Origin of the sequence: Paracoccus sp. PAR01 (assembly GCF_014851995.1) — a bacterium.
GTDB lineage: Bacteria > Pseudomonadota > Alphaproteobacteria > Rhodobacterales > Rhodobacteraceae > Paracoccus > Paracoccus litorisediminis.
The window spans coordinates 63,590-87,282 of sequence record NZ_JACVAW010000001.1 but is presented as its reverse complement, the minus strand read 5'-3'; the positions used below and the strand labels follow the sequence as shown (position 1 = coordinate 87,282).

20 protein-coding genes are annotated in these 23,693 nt (G+C 63.7%); 10 read left to right on the top strand and 10 right to left on the bottom strand.

Translation table 11 applies throughout. The features are described 5' to 3' along the window. Positions 1–168: 168 nt before the first annotated feature. From IB235_RS00445 to IB235_RS00435, 3 genes are all read right to left on the bottom strand, one after another. Positions 169–369: a CsbD family protein gene (locus IB235_RS00445; protein ID WP_155037651.1), complete on the bottom strand. Its 201-nt coding sequence runs from the start codon at positions 367–369 to the stop codon at positions 169–171. Between the two features lie 111 nt (positions 370–480). Next, the gene (locus tag IB235_RS00440; protein ID WP_155037650.1) at positions 481–1,413 is read right to left on the bottom strand and encodes a LysR family transcriptional regulator; all 933 of its coding nucleotides are present in this window, start codon (positions 1,411–1,413) and stop codon (positions 481–483) included. Between the two features lie 71 nt (positions 1,414–1,484). Beyond that, positions 1,485–2,669: a 4-hydroxyphenylacetate 3-hydroxylase N-terminal domain-containing protein gene (locus tag IB235_RS00435; protein WP_192334657.1), complete on the bottom strand. Its 1,185-nt coding sequence runs from the start codon at positions 2,667–2,669 to the stop codon at positions 1,485–1,487. Positions 2,670–3,023: 354 nt separating this feature from the next. Between IB235_RS00435 and IB235_RS00430 the strand changes: the two genes are divergently transcribed. The 6 genes from IB235_RS00430 to IB235_RS00405 are packed head-to-tail and all read left to right on the top strand — an operon-like array spanning position 3,024 to position 10,173. Next, positions 3,024–4,094, top strand: coding sequence for an ABC transporter ATP-binding protein (locus tag IB235_RS00430; RefSeq protein ID WP_225612004.1), 1,071 nt, complete (start codon positions 3,024–3,026; stop codon positions 4,092–4,094). Beyond that, positions 4,091–5,026, top strand: coding sequence for an ABC transporter permease (locus tag IB235_RS00425; RefSeq protein ID WP_192334630.1), 936 nt, complete (start codon positions 4,091–4,093; stop codon positions 5,024–5,026). Before IB235_RS00430 ends, IB235_RS00425 begins: the two co-directional genes overlap by 4 nt. Then, the gene (locus IB235_RS00420) at positions 5,023–5,826 is read left to right on the top strand and encodes an ABC transporter permease (protein ID WP_155037646.1); all 804 of its coding nucleotides are present in this window, start codon (positions 5,023–5,025) and stop codon (positions 5,824–5,826) included. Before IB235_RS00425 ends, IB235_RS00420 begins: the two co-directional genes overlap by 4 nt. A 39-nt stretch (positions 5,827–5,865) precedes the next feature. Beyond that, entirely contained in the window at positions 5,866–6,882 is a 1,017-nt protein-coding gene (locus tag IB235_RS00415; RefSeq protein WP_192334627.1) for an extracellular solute-binding protein, read from the top strand. 52 nt (positions 6,883–6,934) lie between these two features. Further along, a complete protein-coding gene (locus IB235_RS00410; RefSeq protein WP_192334624.1) occupies positions 6,935–8,581 on the top strand; it encodes an amidohydrolase in 1,647 nt (548 codons plus the stop codon). After that, complete coding sequence (locus IB235_RS00405) at positions 8,581–10,173, top strand: GMC family oxidoreductase (protein ID WP_192334621.1); 1,593 nt, start codon at positions 8,581–8,583, stop codon at positions 10,171–10,173. The genes IB235_RS00410 and IB235_RS00405 overlap by 1 nt, the downstream gene beginning before the upstream one ends. 39 nt (positions 10,174–10,212) lie before the next feature. On the opposite strand, the gene IB235_RS00400 is transcribed toward IB235_RS00405, so the two are convergent. The 5 genes from IB235_RS00400 to IB235_RS00380 all read right to left on the bottom strand — a co-directional run bounded on the left by IB235_RS00400 (position 10,213) and on the right by IB235_RS00380 (position 16,352). Next, positions 10,213–12,282, bottom strand: a complete 2,070-nt coding sequence (locus IB235_RS00400; RefSeq protein ID WP_192334618.1) for an FAD-dependent oxidoreductase — start codon at positions 12,280–12,282, stop codon at positions 10,213–10,215. 90 nt (positions 12,283–12,372) lie between these two features. Beyond that, complete coding sequence (locus IB235_RS00395) at positions 12,373–13,863, bottom strand: aldehyde dehydrogenase (protein ID WP_192334615.1); 1,491 nt, start codon at positions 13,861–13,863, stop codon at positions 12,373–12,375. A gap of 11 nt (positions 13,864–13,874) precedes the next feature. Continuing rightward, positions 13,875–14,549: a DUF1028 domain-containing protein gene (locus IB235_RS00390; protein ID WP_192334612.1), complete on the bottom strand. Its 675-nt coding sequence runs from the start codon at positions 14,547–14,549 to the stop codon at positions 13,875–13,877. A gap of 4 nt (positions 14,550–14,553) precedes the next feature. Beyond that, positions 14,554–14,970, bottom strand: coding sequence for a RidA family protein (locus IB235_RS00385; RefSeq protein WP_192334610.1), 417 nt, complete (start codon positions 14,968–14,970; stop codon positions 14,554–14,556). 107 nt (positions 14,971–15,077) lie between these two features. Next, positions 15,078–16,352 (bottom strand): NAD(P)/FAD-dependent oxidoreductase, encoded by a 1,275-nt coding sequence (locus IB235_RS00380; RefSeq protein WP_192334607.1) that lies wholly within the window; start codon positions 16,350–16,352, stop codon positions 15,078–15,080. Between the two features lie 242 nt (positions 16,353–16,594). Here IB235_RS00380 and argE point away from each other — a divergent pair, with 242 nt between their 5' ends. Next, the gene (gene argE / locus IB235_RS00375; RefSeq protein ID WP_192334604.1) at positions 16,595–17,752 is read left to right on the top strand and encodes an acetylornithine deacetylase; all 1,158 of its coding nucleotides are present in this window, start codon (positions 16,595–16,597) and stop codon (positions 17,750–17,752) included. A gap of 75 nt (positions 17,753–17,827) precedes the next feature. On the opposite strand, the gene guaA is transcribed toward argE, so the two are convergent. Then, entirely contained in the window at positions 17,828–19,387 is a 1,560-nt protein-coding gene (gene guaA / locus IB235_RS00370) for a glutamine-hydrolyzing GMP synthase (protein ID WP_155037636.1), read from the bottom strand. Positions 19,388–19,542: 155 nt separating this feature from the next. Further along, complete coding sequence (locus IB235_RS00365; protein WP_155037635.1) at positions 19,543–20,154, bottom strand: thiamine phosphate synthase; 612 nt, start codon at positions 20,152–20,154, stop codon at positions 19,543–19,545. A gap of 87 nt (positions 20,155–20,241) precedes the next feature. On the opposite strand from IB235_RS00365, the gene IB235_RS00360 reads away from it, so the two are divergent. From IB235_RS00360 to IB235_RS00350, 3 genes are read left to right on the top strand one after another with little or no spacing between them, the layout of a single operon-like run. Further along, positions 20,242–20,970: an RNA methyltransferase gene (locus IB235_RS00360; protein WP_155037634.1), complete on the top strand. Its 729-nt coding sequence runs from the start codon at positions 20,242–20,244 to the stop codon at positions 20,968–20,970. A 54-nt stretch (positions 20,971–21,024) separates the two neighbouring features. After that, positions 21,025–22,170: a heme A synthase gene (ctaA, locus tag IB235_RS00355; RefSeq protein ID WP_192334601.1), complete on the top strand. Its 1,146-nt coding sequence runs from the start codon at positions 21,025–21,027 to the stop codon at positions 22,168–22,170. Then, positions 22,167–23,639, top strand: coding sequence for a carboxypeptidase M32 (locus IB235_RS00350; RefSeq protein ID WP_155037632.1), 1,473 nt, complete (start codon positions 22,167–22,169; stop codon positions 23,637–23,639). Before ctaA ends, IB235_RS00350 begins: the two co-directional genes overlap by 4 nt. The last annotated feature ends 54 nt before the right edge of the window (positions 23,640–23,693 follow it).

Here is a 23,693-nt window from a genome sequence, read left to right as displayed (position 1 = left end):
CAGTCCTTTCTCGCCAAGAGACTTGGCCCCGGAAGCGGCAGCGCAGGTCTCCTGCTTCCGCACAAGATAGGTAGGCGGCGCGATCTGTTCAATGGCTCATTGGGGCGCACCCCCTGCACGCAAAAGACCCCCGCCAATGGCGAGGGTCTTGCTGCCCGTATGGCCGGGTCAGGCGCGTTCGCGCAGGAAATCGTCCATGCGACGTTCGGCTTCTTCCTTGGTCCAGCCGTATTTTTCCTGCAGCTTGCCGGCAAGCTTGTCGCGCTTGCCCGCGATTTCGGTCAGTTCGTCATCGGTCAAATCGCCCCATTGCTCTTTGACCGTGCCTTTGACCTGGTTCCATTTGCCTTCGACGATATCCCAGTTCATCGCGCTAGCCTCCATCGCTGATTGCACTGTATCGATGGCAGGACAACGGGCGGGAGAAGGGCTGGGTTGCCGCGCCTCACCCAGACGTGAGGTGGCGTGAAAAAGGGCGGGTCAGGCCTTCACGCCCAGAAGCCGGCCCTGATGCGCCGCGATCCATGTCTCGGCGTGTTTCATGAAGGCCTTGTGCAGCTGGGTTCGTTCGGTCCCCTCGCTGACCAGCACACCCAGCCGCATCGGGCGCTGCTGACCGGTCAGGGGGATGAAGCGCAGCGGTTTGCCGTCGGGGGCCACGTCATGCAGCGGCCGCACGTTCACGATCGAATAGCCGAAGCCGTTGGCAACAAGGCTGCGCATCACCGCCATGTCGCGGGTGCGCTCGGCGATATTGGCGCGCAGGCCTGCCTTGACAAAGAAGGACAGGAAGTAGTCGGCGCTCAGCGGCAGGTCCAGAAGCACCATCGGGTAGGGTGCCAGTTCGTGGATCGATACTGCGGGCAGATGCGCCAGCGGATGCGTCTCGCTAAGGGCAACCGTCGGCGGCAGGTCGAGAATGGGAAAGAAGCGCAGGTCGTTCGGCAGGTCCAGATCATAGGTCAGCGCCAGATCGATCCGCGCCTGCCGCAGCATGCCAAAGATCTCGGCCTGATCTGCCTCGATCTGGCTGATGCGGACCTCACTGTATTGCTCGATGAAGCTGCGGCGCAGGCCCGGCAGCACGATCTGTGCGAATGTGCTCAGACAGCCCACCGCCAGCGGACCCCGGATCGAGCCGGACAAATCCCCCGCCAGATCGCGCATGGCTGCCGCCTGACGCAGCACCGTCTGGGCCTGATCCAGCAGCTTTCGCCCCGCCAATGTCGGGGTCAGACCCTGCGCGTGGTAACGCACGAACAGCTTGACGCCCAGTTCCTCCTCAAGCTGCGAAATCCCGGCCGAGATCGAGGGCGAGGACACGTTCACCTGCTGCGAGGCGGCGGCGATGCTTCCGGTTTCGCCCACGGCGACGAAATATTCCAGTTGTCGCAAGGTATAGCGTAAAGGCATCCGTCATCCCGGTCCGAGCGGCGCAATATTGTCCGAAATGCCGGGGCGTTTCAATCGACCTTGGCGTGGTATCAGACGAGCGCAAGATCCCTTTCCATGGGCGCGTCAAGCTGGGCAATACGCTCGGCGATGGCGACCGGGCTGTCCCAGTCGAAGCTGCGCAAGAAGGCGGCGAGTGCGCCATGATCCATGTCGATTCCGGGGGCGTCCTTGTCCGTCAGTCTTTGTACAAAGGCCAGCAGTTCGGAGTGATCTGACATGTCCGCGGGAAGCGCACCGGTCAGCCGCGACAGCGCCAGCGCGCGCCCGGCATGCAGCAGCGACTGGTTGGGCATCATCAATCCGGCCGGGGATTTCTGGCCAAGGGCGACGGCGGCGGTCAGATGGGCGTGGATGCCCTCGCGCCACAAAGCCAGCCCCAGCAGATCGTCCCGCATGTCCCGCCCGCTCTGCAGCACCGTCCCGATCATCAGGTCGGCCACCCGCAGCAGGCGCTGCAGAAATCCGAACCCGGCATAGCGCGGCAAGCTGTCCGCCATCAGCCGCGCCGCATCCGGATCGCGGTGGAACAGCACGTTTTCCCATGGGACCAGAACGTCATCGAAGACCAGCCGGGTCTCGTCGATCAGGCTGCGCGCCTGATCCAAGCGGCAGCGGAAAGCCAATCCCGGCCTATCCAGATCGCAGATAAAGGACGTGTCGCCCCAAATGGCGATCCGATTGGCAATGGCGGCGGCGGGGGCAAGGCATTCTCCGCCGATGACGATGCCCGCATCGGTTTCCCGCAGGACACGCGGGCCAGGGGTCGTGGTGGCAGGGGTCGCGGCGACCATGAACATGTCCTGATCCAGCGCGCGGGCGATTTGGGTCTGCACATTCTCGGCAAATTCCGGGGCCAGATCGGCCAGCATCGGGGCCGCGTCATGCAGCGACCAGATCTCGCCCATGCCCTCGACCGGGCTGGGGAGGTGAACCGCGCCGCGGATATCCAACCCCAGATCGACTGCACGCCGTTTCGCCCACCAATCCGCCTGCGAGACGGGCAGCCGCGCAGTGATTGCGCAAGTCTCGCCGTTACGCGTGACGGTGAGGATGTCACGAGAGGCGTCCTCGTGCTGCAGGTCGTAAAGACGGGCGCGGGCATCGACCAGCGGGCCAAGGAGGGGGTCCACGGTCACGTCATCGACTCGGGTCCCGTCCAGAAGAATGTCGCGATTGCTCAGGGATTGGCGATACGCCCTGCCGGTGCGGATCATGGCGGCCTCATGCGCTGTGGCCCGACGGGCCCGTTGCGTGAGTATTTTCACGCATGAGGAGAGCGGCAAAGAAGCGCTTCGCTTACGGGTGCTTAGTCTTGCCCTAAGCACAGTTTGGAAAACTGCCGATACTTCGGGCAGGCTTGACCAAAACGATAGCATCCGGGCCGCAACCTTGCGAAATACGCCAATAATCGCAAGAGTTTCCTGACTTTAGTTTCTTCCTAATCAGGGGTTCCGCAAGTCCTCATTTACCCGCAGGGATGCATGCCGGATCAATGCGAAAATGGGTGCAGGAATAGGCCAAGGCGCGCGCGGCCACCCTTGCGCACTATCAGGACAAGGTCTCGCCAGATGAATCAGAAAGCCGTCGAAGTGATCGGGGTCTCGAAAAACTTCGGGTCATATCAGGCGCTGAAGTCGATCAGCTTCGACATCCGCAGCAATGAGTTTTTCACAATGCTGGGCCCGTCGGGATGCGGCAAGACGACGCTGCTTCGCATGCTGGCGGGATTCGAAAGCCCCGATACCGGCTCGATCCTGCTCAATGGCCGCGAGGTGGTCGAGATCCCGCCCCATAAGCGTCGGGTGAACACGGTATTCCAAAGCTATGCGCTGTTCCCGCATATGACGCTGGAACAGAACGTGGCCTTCGGGCTGGAAAATCTGGGCTGGCAGCGCAGCCGCATCCGTGCCCGCGTCGGCGAGATGCTTGAGCGTGTCCACATGACCCAATTCGCCACCCGCAAGCCCGCGCAACTGTCGGGCGGCCAGCGTCAGCGCGTCGCCCTGGCCCGTGCCCTTGCCCCCGAACCCGAGGTGTTGCTGCTGGATGAGCCGCTTTCCGCGCTGGATCTGAAGCTGCGGCAGGCGATGCGGGATGAATTGCGCATGTTGCAGCGCGACACCGGCATCACCTTTGTCTTCGTGACCCATGATCAGGAAGAGGCGCTGGATATGTCCGACCGTATCGCCGTGCTTGGCGGCGGCGAGGTCCAGCAGATTGGCACGCCCACCGAAATCTATGAGGAACCGGTGAACCGCTTCGTCGCCGATTTCGTCGGCGAGACGAACTTCCTGCCCGTCGACGTGCTGGAGGCCGCGGGTGGCATGGCGACGGTCCGCACGCCCTTTGGGCAGTTGATCCGCGTCTCTGCCCCCGCAGGCGTGACCAAGGGCGCGGCGACGCTGTCGGTGAGGCCCGAAAAGATCAATCTGGGCGATCAGGCTCCTGCGACCGCCTTCCCGGCGCAGGTGGTCAACAAGAACTACATGGGCGGCTACACGCATTACCTGCTTTCCGCCAACGGGACCGAATTCCGCGCCTCGCGCCGAAATGCGTCGCGCGAGGGGGATACGATCCCGGTTGGCGGCACGATTGCGGCGGGCTTTGCCGAGACCTCGGCGCGGGTGCTGCTGGCATGACCGACAGCGCCCATCATGGTCCGGTGACCGCGACTGCGCCGCGCGCCCGCACGCCCGGTTTTTGGCACAACCTCGCTTTCTGGGGGCTGCTGCCGTCATGGCTGCTGATGGGCGTGGCGCTGCTTTTGCCCATCCTTATCATCGCGGCCGTTTCGGTCGCGACACGCGGGGCCTATGGCGGGTTCGAATGGGGGTTCGATCTGTCCGGCTATCGCCAGATCCTGTTCAACGAGGGCTGGACAGGGGAACTGGAATTCACCCCGCAATATCTGGTCATCATCCTGCGGACGCTGGCCTTGGCGGGGGTGACGACGCTGATCTGCCTGATGATCGCGGTCCCCGTCGCCTATCACATCGCCTGCCAGCCGCCCCGGCTTAAAGCCGCGCTGGTCTATCTGATCACGCTGCCCTTCTGGGTGTCGATGATCCTGCGGGTCTATGCGTGGATGATCATCCTTGGCCGGGACGGGCCGCTGCCGCGCTTTCTGGAATTCTTCGGCGCGCCTGCGGGGCTGAGCTTCATGTATAATGACGGGGCGACGCTCGCGGCGATGGTCTATACCTACATGCCGCTGATGGTGCTGCCGGTCTTTGCCTCGATCGAGAAGCTGGACGGCACCCTGATCGAGGCCGCGCATGATCTGTATGGCAACCGCTGGGTCACGCTGCGCCGGGTCATCCTGCCCTTGACCGCGCCGGGTCTGATCTCGGGGGCGATCCTTGTGTTCGTGCCCTCGCTGGGCGCGGTGCTGGAGCCCTCGCTGATGGGCGGCGGCAAGCAGATGATGATGGGATCATTGATCCAGTTGCAGTTCAGCGGCGGGCGCAACTGGCCCTTTGGCGCGGCCATCGCCATGACGTTGCTGGTCTTTGTGATGATCGTCCTGCTGCTGATCGCACGCCGCGCCACCACCAAGGAGGCCACCGCATGAGCAAGCGCCATGACGTCAAACGCTACCCCGGCCTGAATGCGCTGAACCTGGCGTTCTTTGCCTATCTTTATGCGCCTTTGGCGGTGGTGGTCGCCTATTCCTTCAACGACAACAAGATCGCGGGCGTCTGGACGCATTTCTCATTGAAATGGTACGGCTCGGCGCTGAACAACCCGGCCCTGATGAAGGCCTTGGAAACGTCGCTGATCGTGGCGGCAGTGGCGACGGTGGTGGCGACGACCATCGCGCTGATGGCGGCATTGGCGATCATCCGTGGCCGCAATGTCCGCTACCGGCGGTTGTCGGAAACCATCGTCAACCTGCCGCTGCTGCTGCCCGAGATCGTGCTGGCCGTGGCAACGCTGATCCTGTTTTCGCTGATCGGGTTGCAGAACGGCATGGTCAAGCTGGTCATCGCCCATTCCGCCTTCTGCACGCCCTTCGCCTTCCTGCCGATCCGCGCTCGCCTGCAAGGCATGTCGCTGGATTTCGAGGAAGCCGCGACCGATCTTTACGCCTCGCGCTGGGTGACCTTCCGCCGGGTGACGCTGCCCTTGATCTTTCCGGGGCTGTTTTCGGGGGCGATGCTGGCCTTCCTGATCTCGATGGATGATTTCATCACCTCGAACATGCTGAGTTCTGGCGGCACGACCACGCTGCCGGTCTATATCTTCTCGCTGATCCGGGCGGGAACATCGCCGGAACTGAATGCCATCGCCTCGCTTCTGATCCTTGCCTCGCTGGTGCTGGCCACGACTGCGCTGCTGGTGGCGGCAAGGGGCAATCGCGACCGGCTGTAAACCACATAAAAACCCAGAAAAGTCCAACAGGAGAAACGAATGAAGAAGTATCTTGCGGCAACTGCGATCGGCCTTTGTCTTGCTTCCGCGGCGCAGGCCGAGGGCAAGCTGAACCTTTACGTCTGGTCCGAGTCGATCTCTCCGGCGCTGATCGAGAAGTTTTCCAAGGAAAACGACGTCGAGGTGCATGTCGACGGCTACACCTCGAACGAGGATCTGCTGACCAAGCTGCAGGCCGGGGCCTCGGGCTATGACCTTTCGACGCCTTCGCAGCATTTCCTGAAGATCATGATCGATCAGGGCCTGATCGAGAATTTCGAGGCGAACAAACTGACCGCCTATGAAAACATCGACCCGCGCTGGCGCAATCAGTGGTGGGACGAAAAGCAGGAATATTCGATCCCGATCGCCTATGGCACTGCGGGCTTCGTCATCAATACCGATCTGTACAAGGGCCCGACAGACAGCCTGAAATACTTCTTCGAACCCGAGGGCGAACTGGCTGGCAAGATCGCCATGCTGTCCTATCCCGATGAGGTGATCGGCGCGGCGCAGCTTTATCTGGGCGTGCCCTTCTGCTCGGAAGACCCGGCCGAGATGAAGAAGGTGCTGGACCTGTTGATGGCGCAAAAGCCCTCGGTCGCGGTCTATTCCTCGGACAACATCGCCAGCCGTCTGGGTTCGGGCGAGGTTTCGGCGCATTTCTGGTGGGATGGCGAGGAGTTGAAGGCCCGCGACGGCGGCGCGCCCTTCCAGCTGGCGATGACCAAAGAAGGTCTGGTCGGCTGGCTGGACAGCATGGTCATCCCGAAAGGCGCCCCCAACCGCGAGAATGCGGTCAAGTTCATCGAATTCATGTCGCAGCCGGAAAACGCCACCGAGCAGATGAACTTCTACGCCCATAGCTCGCCGATGAAGACCGTGGCGGAGAAGGTCGTCTACACCAAGGAAAAGGCCCCCGAGCTTTACCCTGAAGTGCCGGTCGAATTCTCGCGCACCTGCTCGCCTGCGGCGCAGGATCTGGTGACCAAGGTCTGGACCCAGCTTCTGCAGTAACCATCCTAAACGACGGGGGCGCAGGTCGCCCCCGTTTTCGTCCGAGGGACCCATGCCAGCCGATCTTGTCATCCTGAACGCGCGGACCCGCGCGCTGTTTGCGCCTGCGGGCAGCTCTGCCATCGCCATCAGGGATGGCCGCATTCTGGCCCTTGGCGACGATGCCGCGATGCGCGCCCTGTCCGGGCCCGCGACGCAGGTGATCGACGCCAAGGGGGCCGAGCTGCTGCCCGGCTTCATCGAAAGTCACCTGCACCTGTTCACCGGCGGCGCGACGCTGTCGATGCTGAACCTTGGGCCGGTGTTTGGGTTCGACGCGGTCAAGGCGGCCTTCGACGCTTTCATCCGCGCCAATCCGGGTCAGGGCATCCTGTTCGGCTATGCGGTGAATTACACCATCTTTGGCGAGGATCGCCGCCCCGACCGCCATATCCTTGATGCGATCTGCACCGACCGGCCGATCTGCCTGATGGCAACGGACCTGCATTGCGCTTGGGCCAATACCTGCGCGCTGGAATTGGCGGGGGTGCTGCATGGGGCCGATGTCGGACCGGGTTCCGAGGTGGTGATGGGGCCAGACGGGCTGGCCACGGGTGAGCTGCGTGAATTCGCCGCCATGAACCGGGTCAAGATGCTGTCGCCCCTGCGGGGGCGCGACGGGCTGGATTATCGTGGCGGCGATGCGGTTTCGGACGACGACCGGGCCCATGACCGTGCGCTGATCCAACTGGCGGGCGAATATTGCGCGCGCCACGGCATCACCAGCGCCGTGAACATGGATGGCAATGAATACCAAGCGGGGTTGATGCGCGATCTGGCCTTGGCCGGGCAGATGCCGGTCCGCGTCAGCCTGCCCTTGCGGCTTGAGGAGATCGACGGCCCCGAGGGCGTCGCCCGGATCGAGGATTTTGGCCCGGAAGTGCCCGGATGGCTGCGTTTCGGTCGGATCAAGCTGTTCATGGACGGAGTCTATGACACCTGGACCGCGCTGACGGTCAGCGATTATCCCAACCGTCCGGGGTTTCGCTCGGCGCCCTTGATCGCCCCCGCGATCTTCGTCGCGATCTGCATCGAGGCTGACCGGCGTGGGCTGCAAGTCGCGACCCATGCCGTGGGCGACGGCGCGGTGCGTGCGACCATCGACGGCTATCAGGCGGCCAGCCGCGCGAACGGCCCGCGCGATGCCCGCCACCGGATCGAGCATATCGACACGATCACGCCCGAGGATATGGACCGTCTGGTGCCACTTGGCATCACGGCCTCGATGCAGCCGGTGCATCCGCCGGGCTCGGCCGGGCTGCCGCTGGAGCCGACGACCACGATCATGGGCCGCGACCGTTGGCCCACGGCTTTCCCGTGGCGAATGATCCTTGATCGCGGCGTGGCGCTGGCCTTTGGGACGGATTGGCCGGTCTCTCCGATTTCGCCGCTTTACGCGATCCATTGCGCGCTGACCCGGACCCCATGGGCCCCCGACATGCCCGATCAGCGCCTGACGCTGGAGGAATGCCTGTCCGCCTATACCACCGGCGGCGCCTATGCCGATTTCGCTGAAACCCGGCGCGGCAGGCTGGAGGTCGGGCTGGACGCCGATCTGGTTCTGATTGCGGGCGCGCTGGAGGGACTGGCCCATGACTCCGATGCCGCGCGCATCGCCCTGACCGTTTGCGGGGGACGCATCACCCATATGGAGGCCTGATGGAACGCTTTGACTATATCGTCGTCGGTGCAGGATCAGCCGGTTGCGTGCTGGCCAACCGCCTGTCCGCCAATCCCCGCCACCGAGTGCTGGTGATCGAGGCGGGCGGCCACGACCGCGACATCCGCGTCAAAGTCCCCGCTGGCATCCTTGCCATGTATGGCCGTCCCCGTTTCGATTACGGCTATGTCGGCACACCGCAGCCAGAACTGAACAACCGACGCATCCCGGTGAACCGCGGGCGGATGCTGGGCGGCTCTTCCTCGCTGAACTCGATGCTTTATATCCGGGGGGCGGGTGCCGATTACGACGAATGGCAGGGTCTGGGCTGCGAGGGCTGGGGCTGGGACGATGTGCTGCCCGTCTTCAAGGCGCTTGAGCGCAACCAGAACGGACAGGACCCGGCCCTGCACGGGACGACGGGCGAGCTGATCGTCAGCCGTCCCCGCGATCCGAACCCGGTCTGTCAGGATTTCATTGCGGCAGGCGAGGCGCTGCAACTGCCGCGCAACGTGGATTTCAACGGCCCGAGCCAGCTTGGCCTTGGCGTCTATGACGTGACCCAGCGTGAAGGGCTGCGCTTCTCGGCCTATAACGCTTTTCTTGAACCGGTGCGGAACCGCCCGAACCTGACGATCTGGTCCGGCACCACCCTGCGCCGGTTGCTGATCGAGGAAGGCCGCGTCACCGGCATTGAGATCCGGCGCGGCATCGAAATCCAGCGCGTTCAGGCGGGCGAGGTGATCCTTAGCAGCGGTGCCATCGGCACACCCATGGCGCTGATGGCCTCGGGGATCGGGCCGGGCAAGGCGCTGGCCGGGCAGGGGATCGAGGTGATCCATGACATGCCCGGCGTGGGCGCGAACCTGCGCGACCATGTGGACGGGATGATCACGGTGCGCAGCGGCTCGACCCGGACCTTGGGGTTTTCGCTGGGGAATTGGCGCAGGCTTCTGGCCTCACCCTTCCGGTTTGCGGCCAATCGTAAGGGCGAGCTGTCGACCAACTACGTCGTCGCGGGCGGTTTCGCCCGTACGCCGCTGGCTGGTGATCTGCCCGATGTGCAGTTCCATTTCGTCCCCGGCTATCGCAGCCATCGCGGGCGTCTGGTCGAATGGGGGCATGGCTTTGCCATCCATACCTGCGTGCTGCGGCCGCGCTCGATCGGTGAAATCCGCATTGCGCGGCAGGGCGACAGCTTCGCCCCGCAGATCGATCACCGCTTCTTCAGCGATCCCCATGACGCGGCCACTTTGGTCGAAGGGATCAAGCTGGCGCGACGCATCTTTGCCGCAGCGCCCTTGGCCGGGTTGCAGGGGCAGGAAATCCTGCCCGGCCCGGATGTTCGGACCGATGACGCTATCCTTGCCTATCTGCGGGCCGAGGCGCTGACCGTCTATCACCCGGTCGGCACCGCCAAGATGGGCCGTGATCCGATGGGGGTGGTCGATCCGCGCAGCATGAAGGTTCACGGGGTCGAAGGGCTTCGGGTGGCCGATGCCTCGGTCATGCCGACGCTGATTGGCGGCAATACCAATGCGCCCTCGATGATGATCGGGGAAAGATGCGCCCGGGCGATGCTCGGGCAATGATCGTAGGGAAATGGGGGCGCATGATGCGCCCCCGTTCGTTCAATCCAGCGCGAGTTCGGTGATCTCGCGGCGGAAGGGCAGGTTGTCGCCGCGATCGGGCTCGTCCAGCTCGCGCGCGTAGCGGTGACCGGCATAGGTGGCCCATGCGATGGGACCGGGGGCGTTGGCGTCGCCGATGATCTTGACCGACTTGATCCCGGCATCGGCCCAGTCGGCCTCGCGCGATTTCAGGTCCAGATAGACCTGATTTTCTTCCTTGCGCGAGGCGACGATCATCACGGCGTCGCAGCCATGTTCCTGCAATTGATCGGTATAGGTGCAGTTCGACACCACATGCCCCTTGCCGATGGCCACCACGCCACGGTTCAAGACGATATTGACGCCCATTCCGGCCAGCCGGCGGTGGATGGTGTGTTGTTCCAGCGTGTTGACCGTCCAGTCCGAGATATAGGCCGAGGGGGTGATGAAGGTGACCTCGCAGCCCTCCTGCACCAGAAGCTCCGCCAGAACGCCACCCATGTAGTAATGGTCGTCGTCATAGATCACGACCTTTCCGCGCGGTTTGCGGCCCTCCATGATGTCGTCGGGTGTATAGACCGGCACCGACGCATCCATCGGGAAAGGCACGACGTGCTGGCGGCTGACGCCGTCGGCGCGCCATTTCGCCCCGGTGGCGATGCAGACATTCTGGAAGCCGAACTCAAGGATGCTGTCCGCGTCCAGCTGGCTGTCGAAATAGGTCTCGACATTGGCGCGCTGGCTGAGTTGGTATTCGCGATATTCGACCACGCGACCCCAAGCCGACAGGCCGGGAAGCAGCCGCTCGCGGGCGACGCGGCCACCCAACACGGTGCGGCCCTCGGCAATGGCCACGTCATAGCCACGCAGCGACAGGGCGCGTGCGGCCTCAAGCCCGGCGGGGCCGGAACCGACGATCAGCACGCTTTGGCTGTCGCCCTTGGCGTTCATGGTTTCCGGGTGCCAGCCCTTGCGCCATTCCTCCATGAAGGTCGGGTTCTGGGTGCAGCGGCTGATCGACATGGTCATGTCACCGGTGATGCAGATATTGCAGCCGATGCATTCGCGGATGTCCTCGATGCGGCCTTCCTCGATCTTCTTGGGCAGGAAGGGGTCGGCGATGGACGGACGCGCGCAGCCGATGAAATCCAGCGTGCCGGACTTGATCATCCGCACCATCGTATCGGGCGAGGTGAAGCGCCCGACGCCGACGACCGGCTTGTCGGTCAGCTCACGGATGCCGCGAACCAATTGTTCCTGCGCGGATTCCTCCTTGAAGCGTGAGGGGCCGGAGCAGTCCTCCCAAGTGCCCTGCGCCAGATCCCAGAGGTCGGGCAGGTTGCGGTTCATCTCGATGAATTCGCGGACCTCGGCGTTGGAAAAGCCTAATTCACCCACGGTCTCATCCAGGCTGACCCGCAAGGTGATGCCCATGGTGTCGCCCACCGCGTCGCGCATGTCGGCGATGACCTCGTTCACGAAGCGCGAACGGTTTTCCAGGCTGCCGCCATATTCGTCGCTGCGGTGGTTGGTGGCCCGGCTCAGGAAATGCTGGAAGATGCCAAAGCCATGCGCGCCGTAAAGACAGATCAGGTCGAACCCGCCCAGTTTCGAACGCTTGGCCGCATTCACGAACCAGCGGCGCAGGTTCTTGATGTCTGCCTTGTCCAGCGCGCGGGCTTGCACCGGGTCATTTGTGAAGGTGCGGATCGGCATGGCCGAGGGGGCCAGTGGCACTTCCTTGGTGTAAAGGTTGGGGCCGTTGATGCCGGAATAGGCCAACTGGATGCCAGCCAGCGCGCCATGGGTCTTCATTCTGTCGGCCATCTTGCGCAGTTGCGGGATGTCCTTGTCCTCCCACAGGCGCAGCTCGATGAAGGGCGTGATTTCCGAGGTATGGTGCATCTCGCATTGCTCGGTGAAGATGACGCCCCAGCCGCCTTGGGCCTTGATGCCGCGCATCTCGGCCGCCGCCGAAGGGTCGCGATAGCCGCCCCCATTGCAATGCGGCACCTGGTAGAAGCGGTTCTTGGCTGTGACAGGGCCGATCTGCATCGGCTGGAACAGGATGTCGTAGCGGGAATCGCGCAATGTCTTCTCCTTCAGGGGTCGTGATGCAAGGTGCGCCTGAGCACACCCTACGCGGGTTGTAGGGTGCGCTTCAGCGCACCACGCTTCGGGTCAGGTCCGGTACTTGATCCAGACCGTCTTCAGCGCCGTATATTTTTCCAAAGAATGCAGCGACAGATCGCGGCCAAAGCCCGATTGCTTCATGCCGCCAAAGGGTGTCTGCGCCGAAAGCGCATCGACCGTGTTGACGGAAACCGTGCCGACATGCAGCCGCTCCGAGACCCGGCAGGCGCGCGACAGATTGTCGGTCCAGACCGAGGCCGCAAGGCCATAGATCGAGTCATTGGCCATGCGCACCGCCTCATCCTCGCTGTCAAAGGCGATGACCGACAGGACCGGGCCAAAGATCTCGTCCCGCGCCAAGGGATCGCCGTGGCGCACATCGTCAAAGATCGTCGGCTGCACGAAGCAGCCCTTGCCAGCCACGGTCACCCGCTCGCCCCCGGCGACAAGGTTCGCCGTCTGCTTGCCTGCCTCGACAAAGCGCATGATGCCTTGGGTCTGCTTCTCGTCGACAATCGCCCCCATGCGCGAGGCCGGGTCCAGCGGGTCGCCGGGTTGCATGGCCGCCGCACGTGCGATCAGCTTTTCGACCAGCCGGTCTTTAACCGAGCGCTCGACATAAAGCCGCGAATTGGCCGAGCAGACCTCGCCCTGATTGAAGAAGATGCCAAAGGCCGCCATCTCGGCTGCCGCATCCAGATCCTCGCAATCGGCGAAGATGATATTGGGGCTTTTGCCGCCGGTCTCGGGCCAGACCTGCTTCAGGTTCGACTGGCCGGAATATTGCATGAACAGCTTGCCGGTCGCGGTCGAGCCGGTGAAGGCCAGACAATCGACATCCATATGCAGCCCCAGCGCGCGGCCCGCCGTCGCGCCAAAGCCCGGCACGACGTTGAAGACCCCGTCCGGCACACCCGCCTCGGCCGCCAGTTCCGCCAGTCGCAGCGCCGAAAGCGGCGATTGCTCGGCGGGTTTCAGCACCACCGAGTTACCTGCGGCCAAGGCGGCAGCCGCCTTCCACGTCGCCATGTCCAGCGGGAAATTCCACGGCACCACCGCGCCGACGACACCCAAGGGCACGCGCCGCACCAGCGCCAGATCGCCGGGTCCGGTGGGGGCGACCTCATCATAGATCTTGTCGATGGCCTCGCCGTACCATTGGAAGAAATGCGCCGAACCCGGTGCGTCGATCGTCGCGGCATCCGTGACCAGCTTGCCCATATCGAGGCTGTCCAGCAGCGCCATTTCCTCAAGATTGGCCCGGATCAGATCGGCCAGCTTCAACATCACCGCCTTGCGTGCGCCCGGAGCCATCCGCGACCAGCGACCGTCCTCAAAGGCCCGCCTGCCAGCGGCGACGGCGCGGTCGATATCCTCGGCGTCGCATTCGGCGACCTGCGCCAGCACCTCGCCCGTGGCGGGGTTGATGCTGTCAAAGACCCGACCCGAGGCCGCATCGACGAAACGCCCGTCGATAAAGGCCTTGTTGCGAAAGCTCAGTCCCGCTGCGCGCGATTTCCAACCCTGATGGTCCAGCATGTCTCGCTCCTTCATTCGTCGCCCGGAACGCCATATGACGGCGCCGCGCGGGGGTCGAGCGCGCGCTGGACATAGGCCTCCAGCTGCGGTTTGTAGATGTCCCAAAGCTGGGCGATTGCCTCGATCGGGCAGTCCTCAGACCAGTCACAGCGCAGGTCGGCGACCGGCCAGCTGACCTTGTCGACGATCTTCAGGCCCGCCGAATGTACCGGCCCGGCCTCGCCGCCCGCGGCCAACCCGGCGCGCATCGCGGCGATCAGCCGGTCACCGATATGGCCGGTCGCGGCCAGATAGCCGTCAACAATGGCCTGCGGGACACCGTCATTTGCCAGCATGTTCCCGCCCGAAGCGACGTTCGCTGCCTGAGCCTGCGTCCAGATCCCCAGCGAGTTCGGCCCCGAATGGATCGCCGTCCGGCCATTGCGGTCCACGGCCAGCACCTGCCGATACTCGATGAACCGACCGCGCCGCTGTATTTCGGCCACGGCATCGGTGGCGGACATGCCGCCCTCCATCAGGTCCAGCGCCAAGGGGCCAAGGCTGGGATCGGTCACGTTCTGCGAGGCGACCGCGCCCACACCCGCGCGGGCATAGGCACAGCGTGCGGCCACGGCGGGGGATGAGGATGAGATGGCGATACCGAACATGCCGGTATCGGGACAGCGCGCGACCAGCGAAAAGGTCATGACATCAATCCGGGATGACGGCGGTGCCGTCGATTTCGACCAGCCAGTCTGGACGGGCCAGCGCCTGCACCACCAGCCCGGTCGAGACCGGATGCACACCCTTCAGATATTCGCCCATGGTACGATAGACCGCTTCGCGGTGGCGGACATCGGTGATATAGACCACGACCTTGACCAGATGCTCGATCTGGCCGCCGGCTTCCTCGATCAGTTGCTTGATGTTCTGCATGACCTTGTGGGTCTGTTCGACCGGGTCATGGCTTTCGATGTTCTTGGCCGTGTCCAGATCCTGCGGGCATTGGCCGCGCAGCCATACGATGCGCCCGCCGGTGGTCACGACCGCCTGACACAGGTCGTTGTCCAGGTTCTGCTCGGGGTAGGTTTCCTTGGTGTTGAACTTGCGAATGCGGGTATGGGCCATCATGTTCTCCGTGGGCTCGGATTCAGGTTATGTTTTTGACGCAGCCTGAGGAATTGAAAAGAAAACTCTGGCTCATCCCTGCTAAGGGTAGGCCTAACTATCACCGTTCAGGCGTCCTGCGGTTGGCGCGCGGCCTGAGCGTGATAGTCCATGTATTTGCGCTGGATCGCGATCTGTTCGGCGATGTGGCGGGCATCGTGCCAGACGCCCCAGATGAAGCTTGAGCCCCGGCGCGATTGCCACGGCAGGCCAAGGAAGAAGATCCCCCGCTCGACCGAGACGCCGCGCTGATGGCGGGGTTTGCCGCTCTGGTCAAAAGCGTCCAGCTTGATCCAGCCGTAATCGGCGACAAAGCCCGTGGCCCAGATGACCGTCGTGATGCCCGCGTCGGCCAGATCCAGCGCAAGGATCGGGTCGGTCAGGCAGCCGGGATCGGGCTCGCGCTTGCGGGCGGCGGGCTCGGTCGGCAGGTCAAGGCCGTTGCGGGTGGCATAGGCATCGGCCTCATCCAGCAGGCCAAGGTAATTCGCGTCGCCGCGCTCAATGTTCTCGCGCAGGTCGGGGGCGAGGCTCAGGCTGCCGTCACCATACCCCTCGGTCCGGCCCAGCAGGGTGATGCCCTGATTGCCCAGCCGGCGGAAGTCGATGGTCTCGCCGCCACGCGCGCCGCTAACGGCGATGGTGACATGCTCGGTTCCCGGATTGGGCGCGGCCATGTCCCATTTGCCAAGGACGCCCAGCCACCAGCAGAAGTCGCGACCGCGATAGGCGCGTGGGGGGCGGTCATGGGGACCGACCGACAGATAGACCTTGCGGCCCGCCCGGTTCAGCTCATCCGCGATCTGCACCCCGGACGATCCCGCGCCGATCACCAGAACCGCGCCGGGTGCCAGTTGGTCGGGATTGCGATAGGCGCTGGAATGAATCTGCGCCACGCCCGCATCTTGGGGGATTACAGCGGGGATCACCGGGACCTGAAAGGGGCCGGTCGCCGCGACGACATGATCGGCCTCGATCACGCCTGCCGAGGTGGTGACGGTAAAGCCGGGACGGCCCTGATTGCGGCGAAGCTCCTGCACCTCGACCCCACAACGGACGGGGGCCTTGATCTGATCTGCATAGGCGACAAAGTAATCCGCGACCGCTTCCTTGCCGATAAAGGCATCGGGACCGGCATCAGGAAACTCCATCCCCGGAAAGCGGTCATGCCAGGCCGGGCCATTGGCGACCAGCGAATCCCAGCGGCCCGAGCGCCAGCGTTCGGCGATGCGGTCGCGTTCCAGCACCAGATGGGGAATGCCGGCGCGGGTCAGGTGTTCGCTCATGGCAATGCCTGCCTGACCCGCACCCACGACCAACGTGTCGACTTTCTCAACTGCCATTTCTGCGTCCTTTTCAGGGGGTTCCCGGTTGTTCCGGAATGTCTCCGGGGCTTTTCCCTGATCTAGCCTCAGGTTTGGGGAGGCGAAAATTACGGTTTCTTGCAGCAAGGCTTAGGCAGAACCTAATGCAGACCCCGCAACTTAGCTTTCGCCGCAGCACTGGCTTGGCAAAGGCTAATTTCATCGCCACCCGTCTTGCGGGATAGAGGACCGCCGGACGTCGCCGCCAAGGAAATCTGCCCATGACCGTTCCCTATCCCGAAACCCTTGCGTTGCTTGAGCGGCTGATCGCCTTTCCGACGGTCAGCGTGGCCAGCAATCTGGCGTTGGTCGATTTCGTCGAAAGCCACCTGCAGGGCGCTGGCTTCACGACGCATCGGCTGCCGTCGCCGGACGGGACGAAAGCAGGACTGATGGCCCGTCTGGGCGATGGGATGGGCGGGGTGATGCTGTCGGCCCATAGCGATGTCGTTCCTGCCGAGGGACAGGTCTGGACCCGTCCGCCCTTTGCGCTGACGCGGGAAGGTGACCGGCTGTATGGCCGGGGCACGACCGACATGAAGGGGTTTTTGGCGTCAATGCTGGCGCTGGCCGAACGGGCGGCGCGTGAGGGCGTCCAGCGCCCCTTGATGCTGGCGATGTCCTATGACGAGGAGGTCGGCTGCACCGGCATTCGCGACATGCTCCCGGGGATCAGGGCGCTTGGCTGGCAACCCGATCTGTGCGTCGTCGGAGAGCCGACCGGCATGCGCCCCGCCATCGGTCATAAGGGCAAGGCCGCGCTGCTGGCGACCTGTCGTGGCAGCGCCGGGCATTCCTCGCTTGCGCCGCGCTTCGTCAACGCCCTGCATCTTGCGGCCGAGTTCATCGCCGCCCTGCGCAAAATCCAGCAGGATTACGCCCTGTCGGCGCATCAGGACCCTGCCTATGACATTCCCTATTCGACAGTCCATGCCGGTCGCATGCAGGGCGGGTCGGCGCTGAACATCGTCCCGGATCAGGCCCGCATCGAGTTCGAAATCCGCCATCTGCCCGCCGACAGCCTGAGCGAATTCGAAACCCGCCTGCGAAATGAAGCCGCGCGCATCCTTGCGCCGCTCCGGGCGCAGGACCCGGCAGCGCAGATCGAGATCGCGGTCACGAATACCTATCCCGGCCTTGCGATTGCATCCGATCATCCCGCTGTCACGCGCGTCGCGCGGCTCTGCACCAACGCGCAGCCCATCAAGGTCGCCTATGGCACCGAGGCTGGCTATTTTGAGCAGCTTGGCATCCCGACCGTGGTTTGCGGCCCCGGCGACATGAATGCGCAGGGCCATAAACCGGATGAGTTCCTGACCATGCAGCAACTGGCAGAATGTGACGGGATGATGGACCGTTTGCTGGTTGAATTGGGCTGAAGCGATCCGCAAGAATGAAAATCGCCGGAAACTGTCTCCAGCTTCCGGCGATCTGTTCAGGTCAGGCCAGCGGGATCATTCCCACTCGATCGTTCCCGGCGGTTTCGAAGTGATGTCATAGGTGCAGCGGTTGATGCCCTTGACCTCATTGATGATCCGCGTCGCGGTTTCGCCCAGGAATTCATGGGTGAAGGGGTAATAGTCCGCCGTCATCCCGTCGACCGAGGTCACCGCACGCAGGGCACAGGCAAAGTCATAGGTGCGCCCGTCACCCATCACGCCCACGGTGCGGACGGGAAGGATCGCGACGAAAGCCTGCCAGATATCGTCGTAAAGGTCATGCTTGCGGATCTGGTCGATAAAGACCGCGTCCGCCTTGCGCAGGATCTCCAGCTTTTCGCGGGTGATCTCGCCGGGGCAGCGGATCGCCAGACCCGGACCGGGGAAGGGATGGCGGCCGATGAACTTCTCGGGCAGGCCAAGCTCGCGGCCAAGGGCGCGGACCTCGTCCTTGAACAGTTCGCGCAGCGGCTCGACCAGTTTCAGGCCCATCTTCTCGGGCAGGCCGCCAACATTGTGGTGCGACTTGATCGTGACCGAGGGGCCGCCGCTGAAGCTGACGCTTTCGATAACGTCCGGATACAGCGTGCCCTGAGCCAGGAATTCCGCGCCATCGATCTGGTTCGCGTATTTCTGAAACACGTCGATGAACAGCTTGCCGATGGTCTTGCGCTTGACCTCGGGGTCCGAGACGCCTTCCAGTTCACCAAGGAACAGGTCGCTTTCATCGGCATGGATCAGCGGGATATTGTAGGTGTCACGGAACATCGTGACGACCTCATCGGCCTCGTTCAGGCGCAGCAGACCGTGATCGACAAAGACGCAGGTCAGTTGGTCGCCGATCGCCTCGTGGATCAGAACCGCCGCGACCGAACTGTCGACGCCGCCCGAAAGGCCGCAGATCACCTGTTTGTCGCCGACCTGCTCGCGGATCTTGCGGATCGCTTCCTCGCGGTAGCTGGCCATGGTCCAGTCGCCGGTGAAGCCCGCCATGCGCACGAAGTTTTCCAGCATCGTGCGGCCGTTCGGGGTGTGGTGCACCTCGGGGTGGAATTGCACGGCAAAGAACTTGCGCGCCTCGTCCGCGATCATCGCATAGGGGGCGTTGGGCGAGGTGCCGATGACTTCGAAGCCGGGGGCCAGCAGGGTGACGCGGTCACCGTGGCTCATCCAGACTTCCTCGCGGCCGGTATCGAACAGGCCAGCGAAGATGCCGTCGCCATTGTGGCCCTCGGCTGCGGCGATGAAGGCGCGACCGTATTCGGCGTGATGGCCGGATTCGACGCGGCCACCCAGCTGCTCCATCATGACCTGCTGTCCATAGCAGATCCCGAACAGCGGGACGCCAAGGTCGAACAGGCTTTGGGGCGCGCGGGGTGAGTTTTCCTCGGTCACCGAGGCAGGCCCACCGGACAGGATCACCGCCTGGGGGGCAAAGCTTTTCAGGAAGGCGTCGTCCACCGAGTTGAAGGGGTGGATTTCGCAATAGACATTCAGCTCTCGCAGGCGGCGCGCAATCAGCTGCGTGACCTGGGAACCGAAATCAATGATGAGAAGGCGCTGGTGCTGGGTCATGGAAAGCCTTTAGGCCGCGTCATCGTTATTCGCAAGAGGCAGCCCTTGTCTGGGCTGCAACCTTGCTGGGGTATTTAAGAAACGAAGAAAGCCGGGCGCAGCGGCAGAGTTTCTTCGTTTCCCAAATACCCAATCCGGCAGCGATGCTCTCGTGCTCAGCGCCAAAGAAGGCCAAGCGCTTCAACCGGATCATCGGCGGCCCAGATCTCCAGCCCAAGCGCGATGAAGTCGCAGACCGGCGCAAGCTGTCCGATCAGGGCAGGGGTCAGCGCGCCTTCGGCCACGACGGGCGCCTCGATCATCTCGGACCACCATTGGAACAGGTCGTGCTCTGCAACCTGGCCGTGGCCCAAGGCGGTCGTGCGACAGGGGCCGAAGCTGATATAGTCCGCCCCGGCTTCGGCAGCGTTCATGCCGTCATGACGTGAGTTCCCGCAATAGGCACCGACGATCGCGTCGGGGCCTAGTTCTTTGCGGGCGTAGCGCACGCTGCGCGCACCATCGGTCAGGTGGACGCCGTCCAGACCGTGGCGTTGTGCCAGCTCGATATGGTCCTCGATGACCACGGCGACATCGCGGGCATGGGCGATCTCTCGGGTGATGTCGGCAAGACGCCCCAGTTCCTCTTCGCTGCCCGCGCCGGGAATGCGCACGCAGGCGACGGGAAAGCGGTCCATGACTTCGGCCAGAAGTGGCCCGATCGTCGATGCGGCCGCCCCGACTGGGGTGATCAGATAGAGTTGGGGCGAGTTGGGCTGTTCTGTCATGGCGCTGTCATCCTCGTGTTCCCGTCTGCAGATAGCGCAGCAAGCCGCGCCTTGCCAGTGGATCGCGGCAGGGATATTGCCGCGGGCATGGAACCTGCGATCATTCTCGTGCGCCCGCAGATGGGCGAGAACATCGGCGCCGCCGCGCGCGCCATGCTGAATTTCGGCCTGACCGACATGCGGCTTGTTGCGCCGCGTGACGGCTGGCCCAATCCCAAGGCGGTGGCGATGGCCTCGGGCGCGGCGGGACGGGTGTTGGATCAGGCCCGCGTCTTTCCGACTTTGGCCGAGGCCATGGCGGATATCGACTATGCCTATGCGACGACGGCACGCGGGCGCGAGCTGACCAAACCCGTGCTGACACCAGCCACGGCCATGTCCGACGCCCGTACCCGCCAGTCCGAAGGCGGTCGCGTGGCGGTGATCTTTGGCCCCGAGCGCGCCGGGTTGGAAAACGATGACGTCGCCCGCGCCAATGCGATCATCACCGTGCCAGTGAACCCCGATTTCCCGTCCCTGAATCTGGCGCAGGCCGTGCTGCTGACCGGCTATGAATGGTCGCGCGAGAGCCTGCCCGCGCAGCCTGCCCCGCAGGGTCGCCGCCCCGATGGCGAGGTCCCCGCGACCCGCATCGAGATCGAGAAGCTGGCCGACCACTGGGAGGAGCGGCTGGGTGAAGCCGGGTTCTTCTTCCCAGCGGAGAAGGCTCCGGCAATGAAACTGACGCTGCGTAACCTGTGGTCGCGGATGCCGCTGACACGGGCCGACACGCGCATCTTCCACGGCATGCTGCGCCAGCTGATCCGCCGTGACTGATTGATTTCCGGGTCCAAGCCCGTCAAGGTCTGGCCCAACGACAAGGAAACCGAGATGGCAAAACGCCCCGTTTTTCAGGATGTCTCTGATACGGCATCCCGCGCCGCGCCGCCTTCGGGCGGCATGATCGACGCTCGCGGACGGGGCGCGCGGGGCGTGATCCGGCTGTGGCTGATCGTCCTTTTCGTCCTTGTCGTGGCGATGATCGCTCTGGGTGGGGCCACGCGGCTGACCGGCTCGGGTCTGTCGATCACGGAATGGAAGCCGGTGACCGGTGCGATCCCGCCGATGGACCCGGCAAGCTGGCAGGCCGAGTTCGACAAATACAAGCAGATCCCACAATTCGTTCAGGTCAATCCGGACATGGATCTGGCCGGGTTCAAGCAGATTTATTGGTGGGAATGGTCGCATCGCTTTCTGGGTCGGCTGATCGGGCTGGTCTGGGCGGTTGGTTTCGTTGTTTTCCTTGCCACCCGCCGGATTCCGACTGGCTGGACGCCGCGCCTGCTGGTGCTGGGGGCTTTGGGTGGCGCGCAGGGCGCTATCGGCTGGTGGATGGTGCATTCCGGCCTCTCGGGTGATCTGGTCCGTGTTGCCTCGTATCGGTTGGCGATCCATCTGGGGTTGGCCTTTGCCATTCTGGGGTTGATCGCGTGGTCGGTGCTGTCGCTGTCGCGCCCCGAGGCAGCGCTGATGCGCGCCCGCCGTGCCGGAGAGGCCAAGCTTTTCTCGATGACGACCGGGCTGATGCATCTGGCCTTCCTGCAGATCCTGATCGGAGCGTTGGTCGCGGGGATCGATGCGGGCCGGACCTATACCGGCTGGCCGACCATGGGCGGCGAATGGATCCCGACCGAGATCTGGGATGCTACATTGGGCTGGCGGAATTTCTTTGAAAACCCGGCGCTGGTGCAGTTCATCCATCGCATGACCGGCTATCTGGTCGCGATCTTTGCAGTGGTCGTGTTCATGCGGGCGCGCCGCTCGCCGCATCCGGTGACGCGTGGGGCGTTTGCCGTCATGCTGGCCGCAGTCGCGGTGCAGGTCCTGCTGGGCGTCATGAACGTGCTGCATGCCTCGCCTTTGCCGCTGGCACTGGCGCATCAACTGGGCGCGGTCGCGTTGTTCACCCTGATCCTGCGGGCGCGTCACCATGCGCGCTATCCCATTGAAACCTCGGTACGGGGAACCATCCGATGAGCGCATTCGACGATCTTCTCGCGTTTCAGCGCCAGACCGAGGCGCTGTCCTCGATCGCCGAGCGGCTGGGTTGGGATCAGGAAACGGTCATGCCGCGCGGTGCGACTGAGCAGCGCGCCGAGGAAATGGCCGCGATCGAGGCTGTGCTGCATGAACGCCGCACCGATCCGCGTCTGGGCGAATGGCTGGATCAGGCCGAACCCGAGGATGACGAGGACCGCCGCATCATCGAGCTGATCTCGCGCGATTTCCACCGCGCCTCCAAGATCCCGGCGCGTCTGGCGACCGAACTGGCCCGCCAGACTTCGCTGGCACAAGGGGTCTGGGCTGATGCCCGCGCGAATGATGCGCCTGCGGATTTCCTGCCGGTCCTGTCCGATATCCTGATGCTGAAACGCGAAGAGGCGTCGCTGCTGGCCGATGGCGGCGATCTGTATGACGCGCTGCTTGAAGATTACGAGCCGGGCGCGACCCAAGCCCAGATCGCCAACCTGTTCGACGCCATGCGCCCGCGCCTTGTCGCCCTGCGCGAGGAGGTGCTGGGGGCCGACTTCCAGCCTCAGCCGCTGAACGGCCATTACGCGCAGGAACCGCAGTTGCGGTTGGCGCGGATCTGCGCCTCGGCCTTTGGCTATGACTGGTCGCGCGGGCGGATGGACATTGCCGTCCATCCCTTCAGTTCGGGGCGCTGGCAGGACAGTCGGATCACGACCCGCGTGGTTGAAACCGATCCATTCAATTGCCTTTACTCGACCATCCACGAGGTCGGCCATTCCAGCTATGAGTTGGGCATCGACAGCGACTACGCCTTCACGCCGCTGGGGCGTGGAGTGTCGATGGGTGCGCATGAAAGCCAAAGCCGTATCTATGAAAACCAGATCGGCCGCAGCCGCGCCTTTACCGGTTGGCTGCATCAGCGGATGTCGGACAGTTTTGACAGCCTTTCGGTCGCGGATGCCGAAGCCTTCTATGCGACAGTGAACCGGGTGACGCCCGGCTTCATCCGCACCGAGGCCGATGAGGTGCAATACAACCTGCATATCATGCTGCGCTTTGATCTTGAGCGGGACCTGATCTCGGGTCGGCTCGACACGACCGATCTGGTCGAGGCATGGAATGCACGTTTCCTCAAGGATTTCGGCGTCGCGGTCGACCGCCCGGCCAATGGCGTCCTGCAGGATGTGCATTGGGCTGTGGGTCTGTTCGGGTATTTCCCTACCTACGCGCTTGGCAATGTCTATGCCGGCTGTCTGCACCGGGCCTTGCGTCAGGCGGTCCCCGATCTCGATCAATCCTTGGCGCTGGGGGATGCCAGCCCGGCGGTCGAATGGCTGCGCGAGAATGTCCAGCGTCACGGCGGGCTTTACCGGCCGCGCGATCTGATCGAACAGGCGACCGGCGAGGCCGTCAGCGAAGCGCCGCTTCTGGATTATCTGGAAGAGAAATTCGGCGATATCTACCGGCTTTGACCGTCGCATGGGTATTTGAGAAACGGTGAAATCGAGGCGCCGCGCCCGAGTTTC

Excerpts from the sequence above, each read along its gene's own strand:
- argE (WP_192334604.1), top strand. The coding sequence starts at position 16,595 with ATGACCGTTCCCTATCCCGAAACCCTTGCGTTGCTTGAGCGGCTGATC.
- IB235_RS00425 (WP_192334630.1), top strand. The coding sequence starts at position 4,091 with ATGACCGACAGCGCCCATCATGGTCCGGTGACCGCGACTGCGCCGCGC.
- IB235_RS00390 (WP_192334612.1), bottom strand. The coding sequence starts at position 14,549 with ATGACCTTTTCGCTGGTCGCGCGCTGTCCCGATACCGGCATGTTCGGT.
- IB235_RS00380 (WP_192334607.1), bottom strand. The coding sequence starts at position 16,352 with ATGGCAGTTGAGAAAGTCGACACGTTGGTCGTGGGTGCGGGTCAGGCA.
- IB235_RS00440 (WP_155037650.1), bottom strand. The coding sequence starts at position 1,413 with ATGCCTTTACGCTATACCTTGCGACAACTGGAATATTTCGTCGCCGTG.
- ctaA (WP_192334601.1), top strand. The coding sequence starts at position 21,025 with ATGGCAAAACGCCCCGTTTTTCAGGATGTCTCTGATACGGCATCCCGC.
- IB235_RS00405 (WP_192334621.1), top strand. The coding sequence starts at position 8,581 with ATGGAACGCTTTGACTATATCGTCGTCGGTGCAGGATCAGCCGGTTGC.
- IB235_RS00395 (WP_192334615.1), bottom strand. The coding sequence starts at position 13,863 with ATGCTGGACCATCAGGGTTGGAAATCGCGCGCAGCGGGACTGAGCTTT.
- IB235_RS00365 (WP_155037635.1), bottom strand. The coding sequence starts at position 20,154 with ATGACAGAACAGCCCAACTCGCCCCAACTCTATCTGATCACCCCAGTC.
- guaA (WP_155037636.1), bottom strand. The coding sequence starts at position 19,387 with ATGACCCAGCACCAGCGCCTTCTCATCATTGATTTCGGTTCCCAGGTC.
- IB235_RS00435 (WP_192334657.1), bottom strand. The coding sequence starts at position 2,669 with ATGATCCGCACCGGCAGGGCGTATCGCCAATCCCTGAGCAATCGCGAC.
- IB235_RS00445 (WP_155037651.1), bottom strand. The coding sequence starts at position 369 with ATGAACTGGGATATCGTCGAAGGCAAATGGAACCAGGTCAAAGGCACG.
- IB235_RS00410 (WP_192334624.1), top strand. The coding sequence starts at position 6,935 with ATGCCAGCCGATCTTGTCATCCTGAACGCGCGGACCCGCGCGCTGTTT.
- IB235_RS00360 (WP_155037634.1), top strand. The coding sequence starts at position 20,242 with ATGGAACCTGCGATCATTCTCGTGCGCCCGCAGATGGGCGAGAACATC.
- IB235_RS00385 (WP_192334610.1), bottom strand. The coding sequence starts at position 14,970 with ATGGCCCATACCCGCATTCGCAAGTTCAACACCAAGGAAACCTACCCC.
- IB235_RS00430 (WP_225612004.1), top strand. The coding sequence starts at position 3,024 with ATGAATCAGAAAGCCGTCGAAGTGATCGGGGTCTCGAAAAACTTCGGG.
- IB235_RS00420 (WP_155037646.1), top strand. The coding sequence starts at position 5,023 with ATGAGCAAGCGCCATGACGTCAAACGCTACCCCGGCCTGAATGCGCTG.
- IB235_RS00415 (WP_192334627.1), top strand. The coding sequence starts at position 5,866 with ATGAAGAAGTATCTTGCGGCAACTGCGATCGGCCTTTGTCTTGCTTCC.
- IB235_RS00350 (WP_155037632.1), top strand. The coding sequence starts at position 22,167 with ATGAGCGCATTCGACGATCTTCTCGCGTTTCAGCGCCAGACCGAGGCG.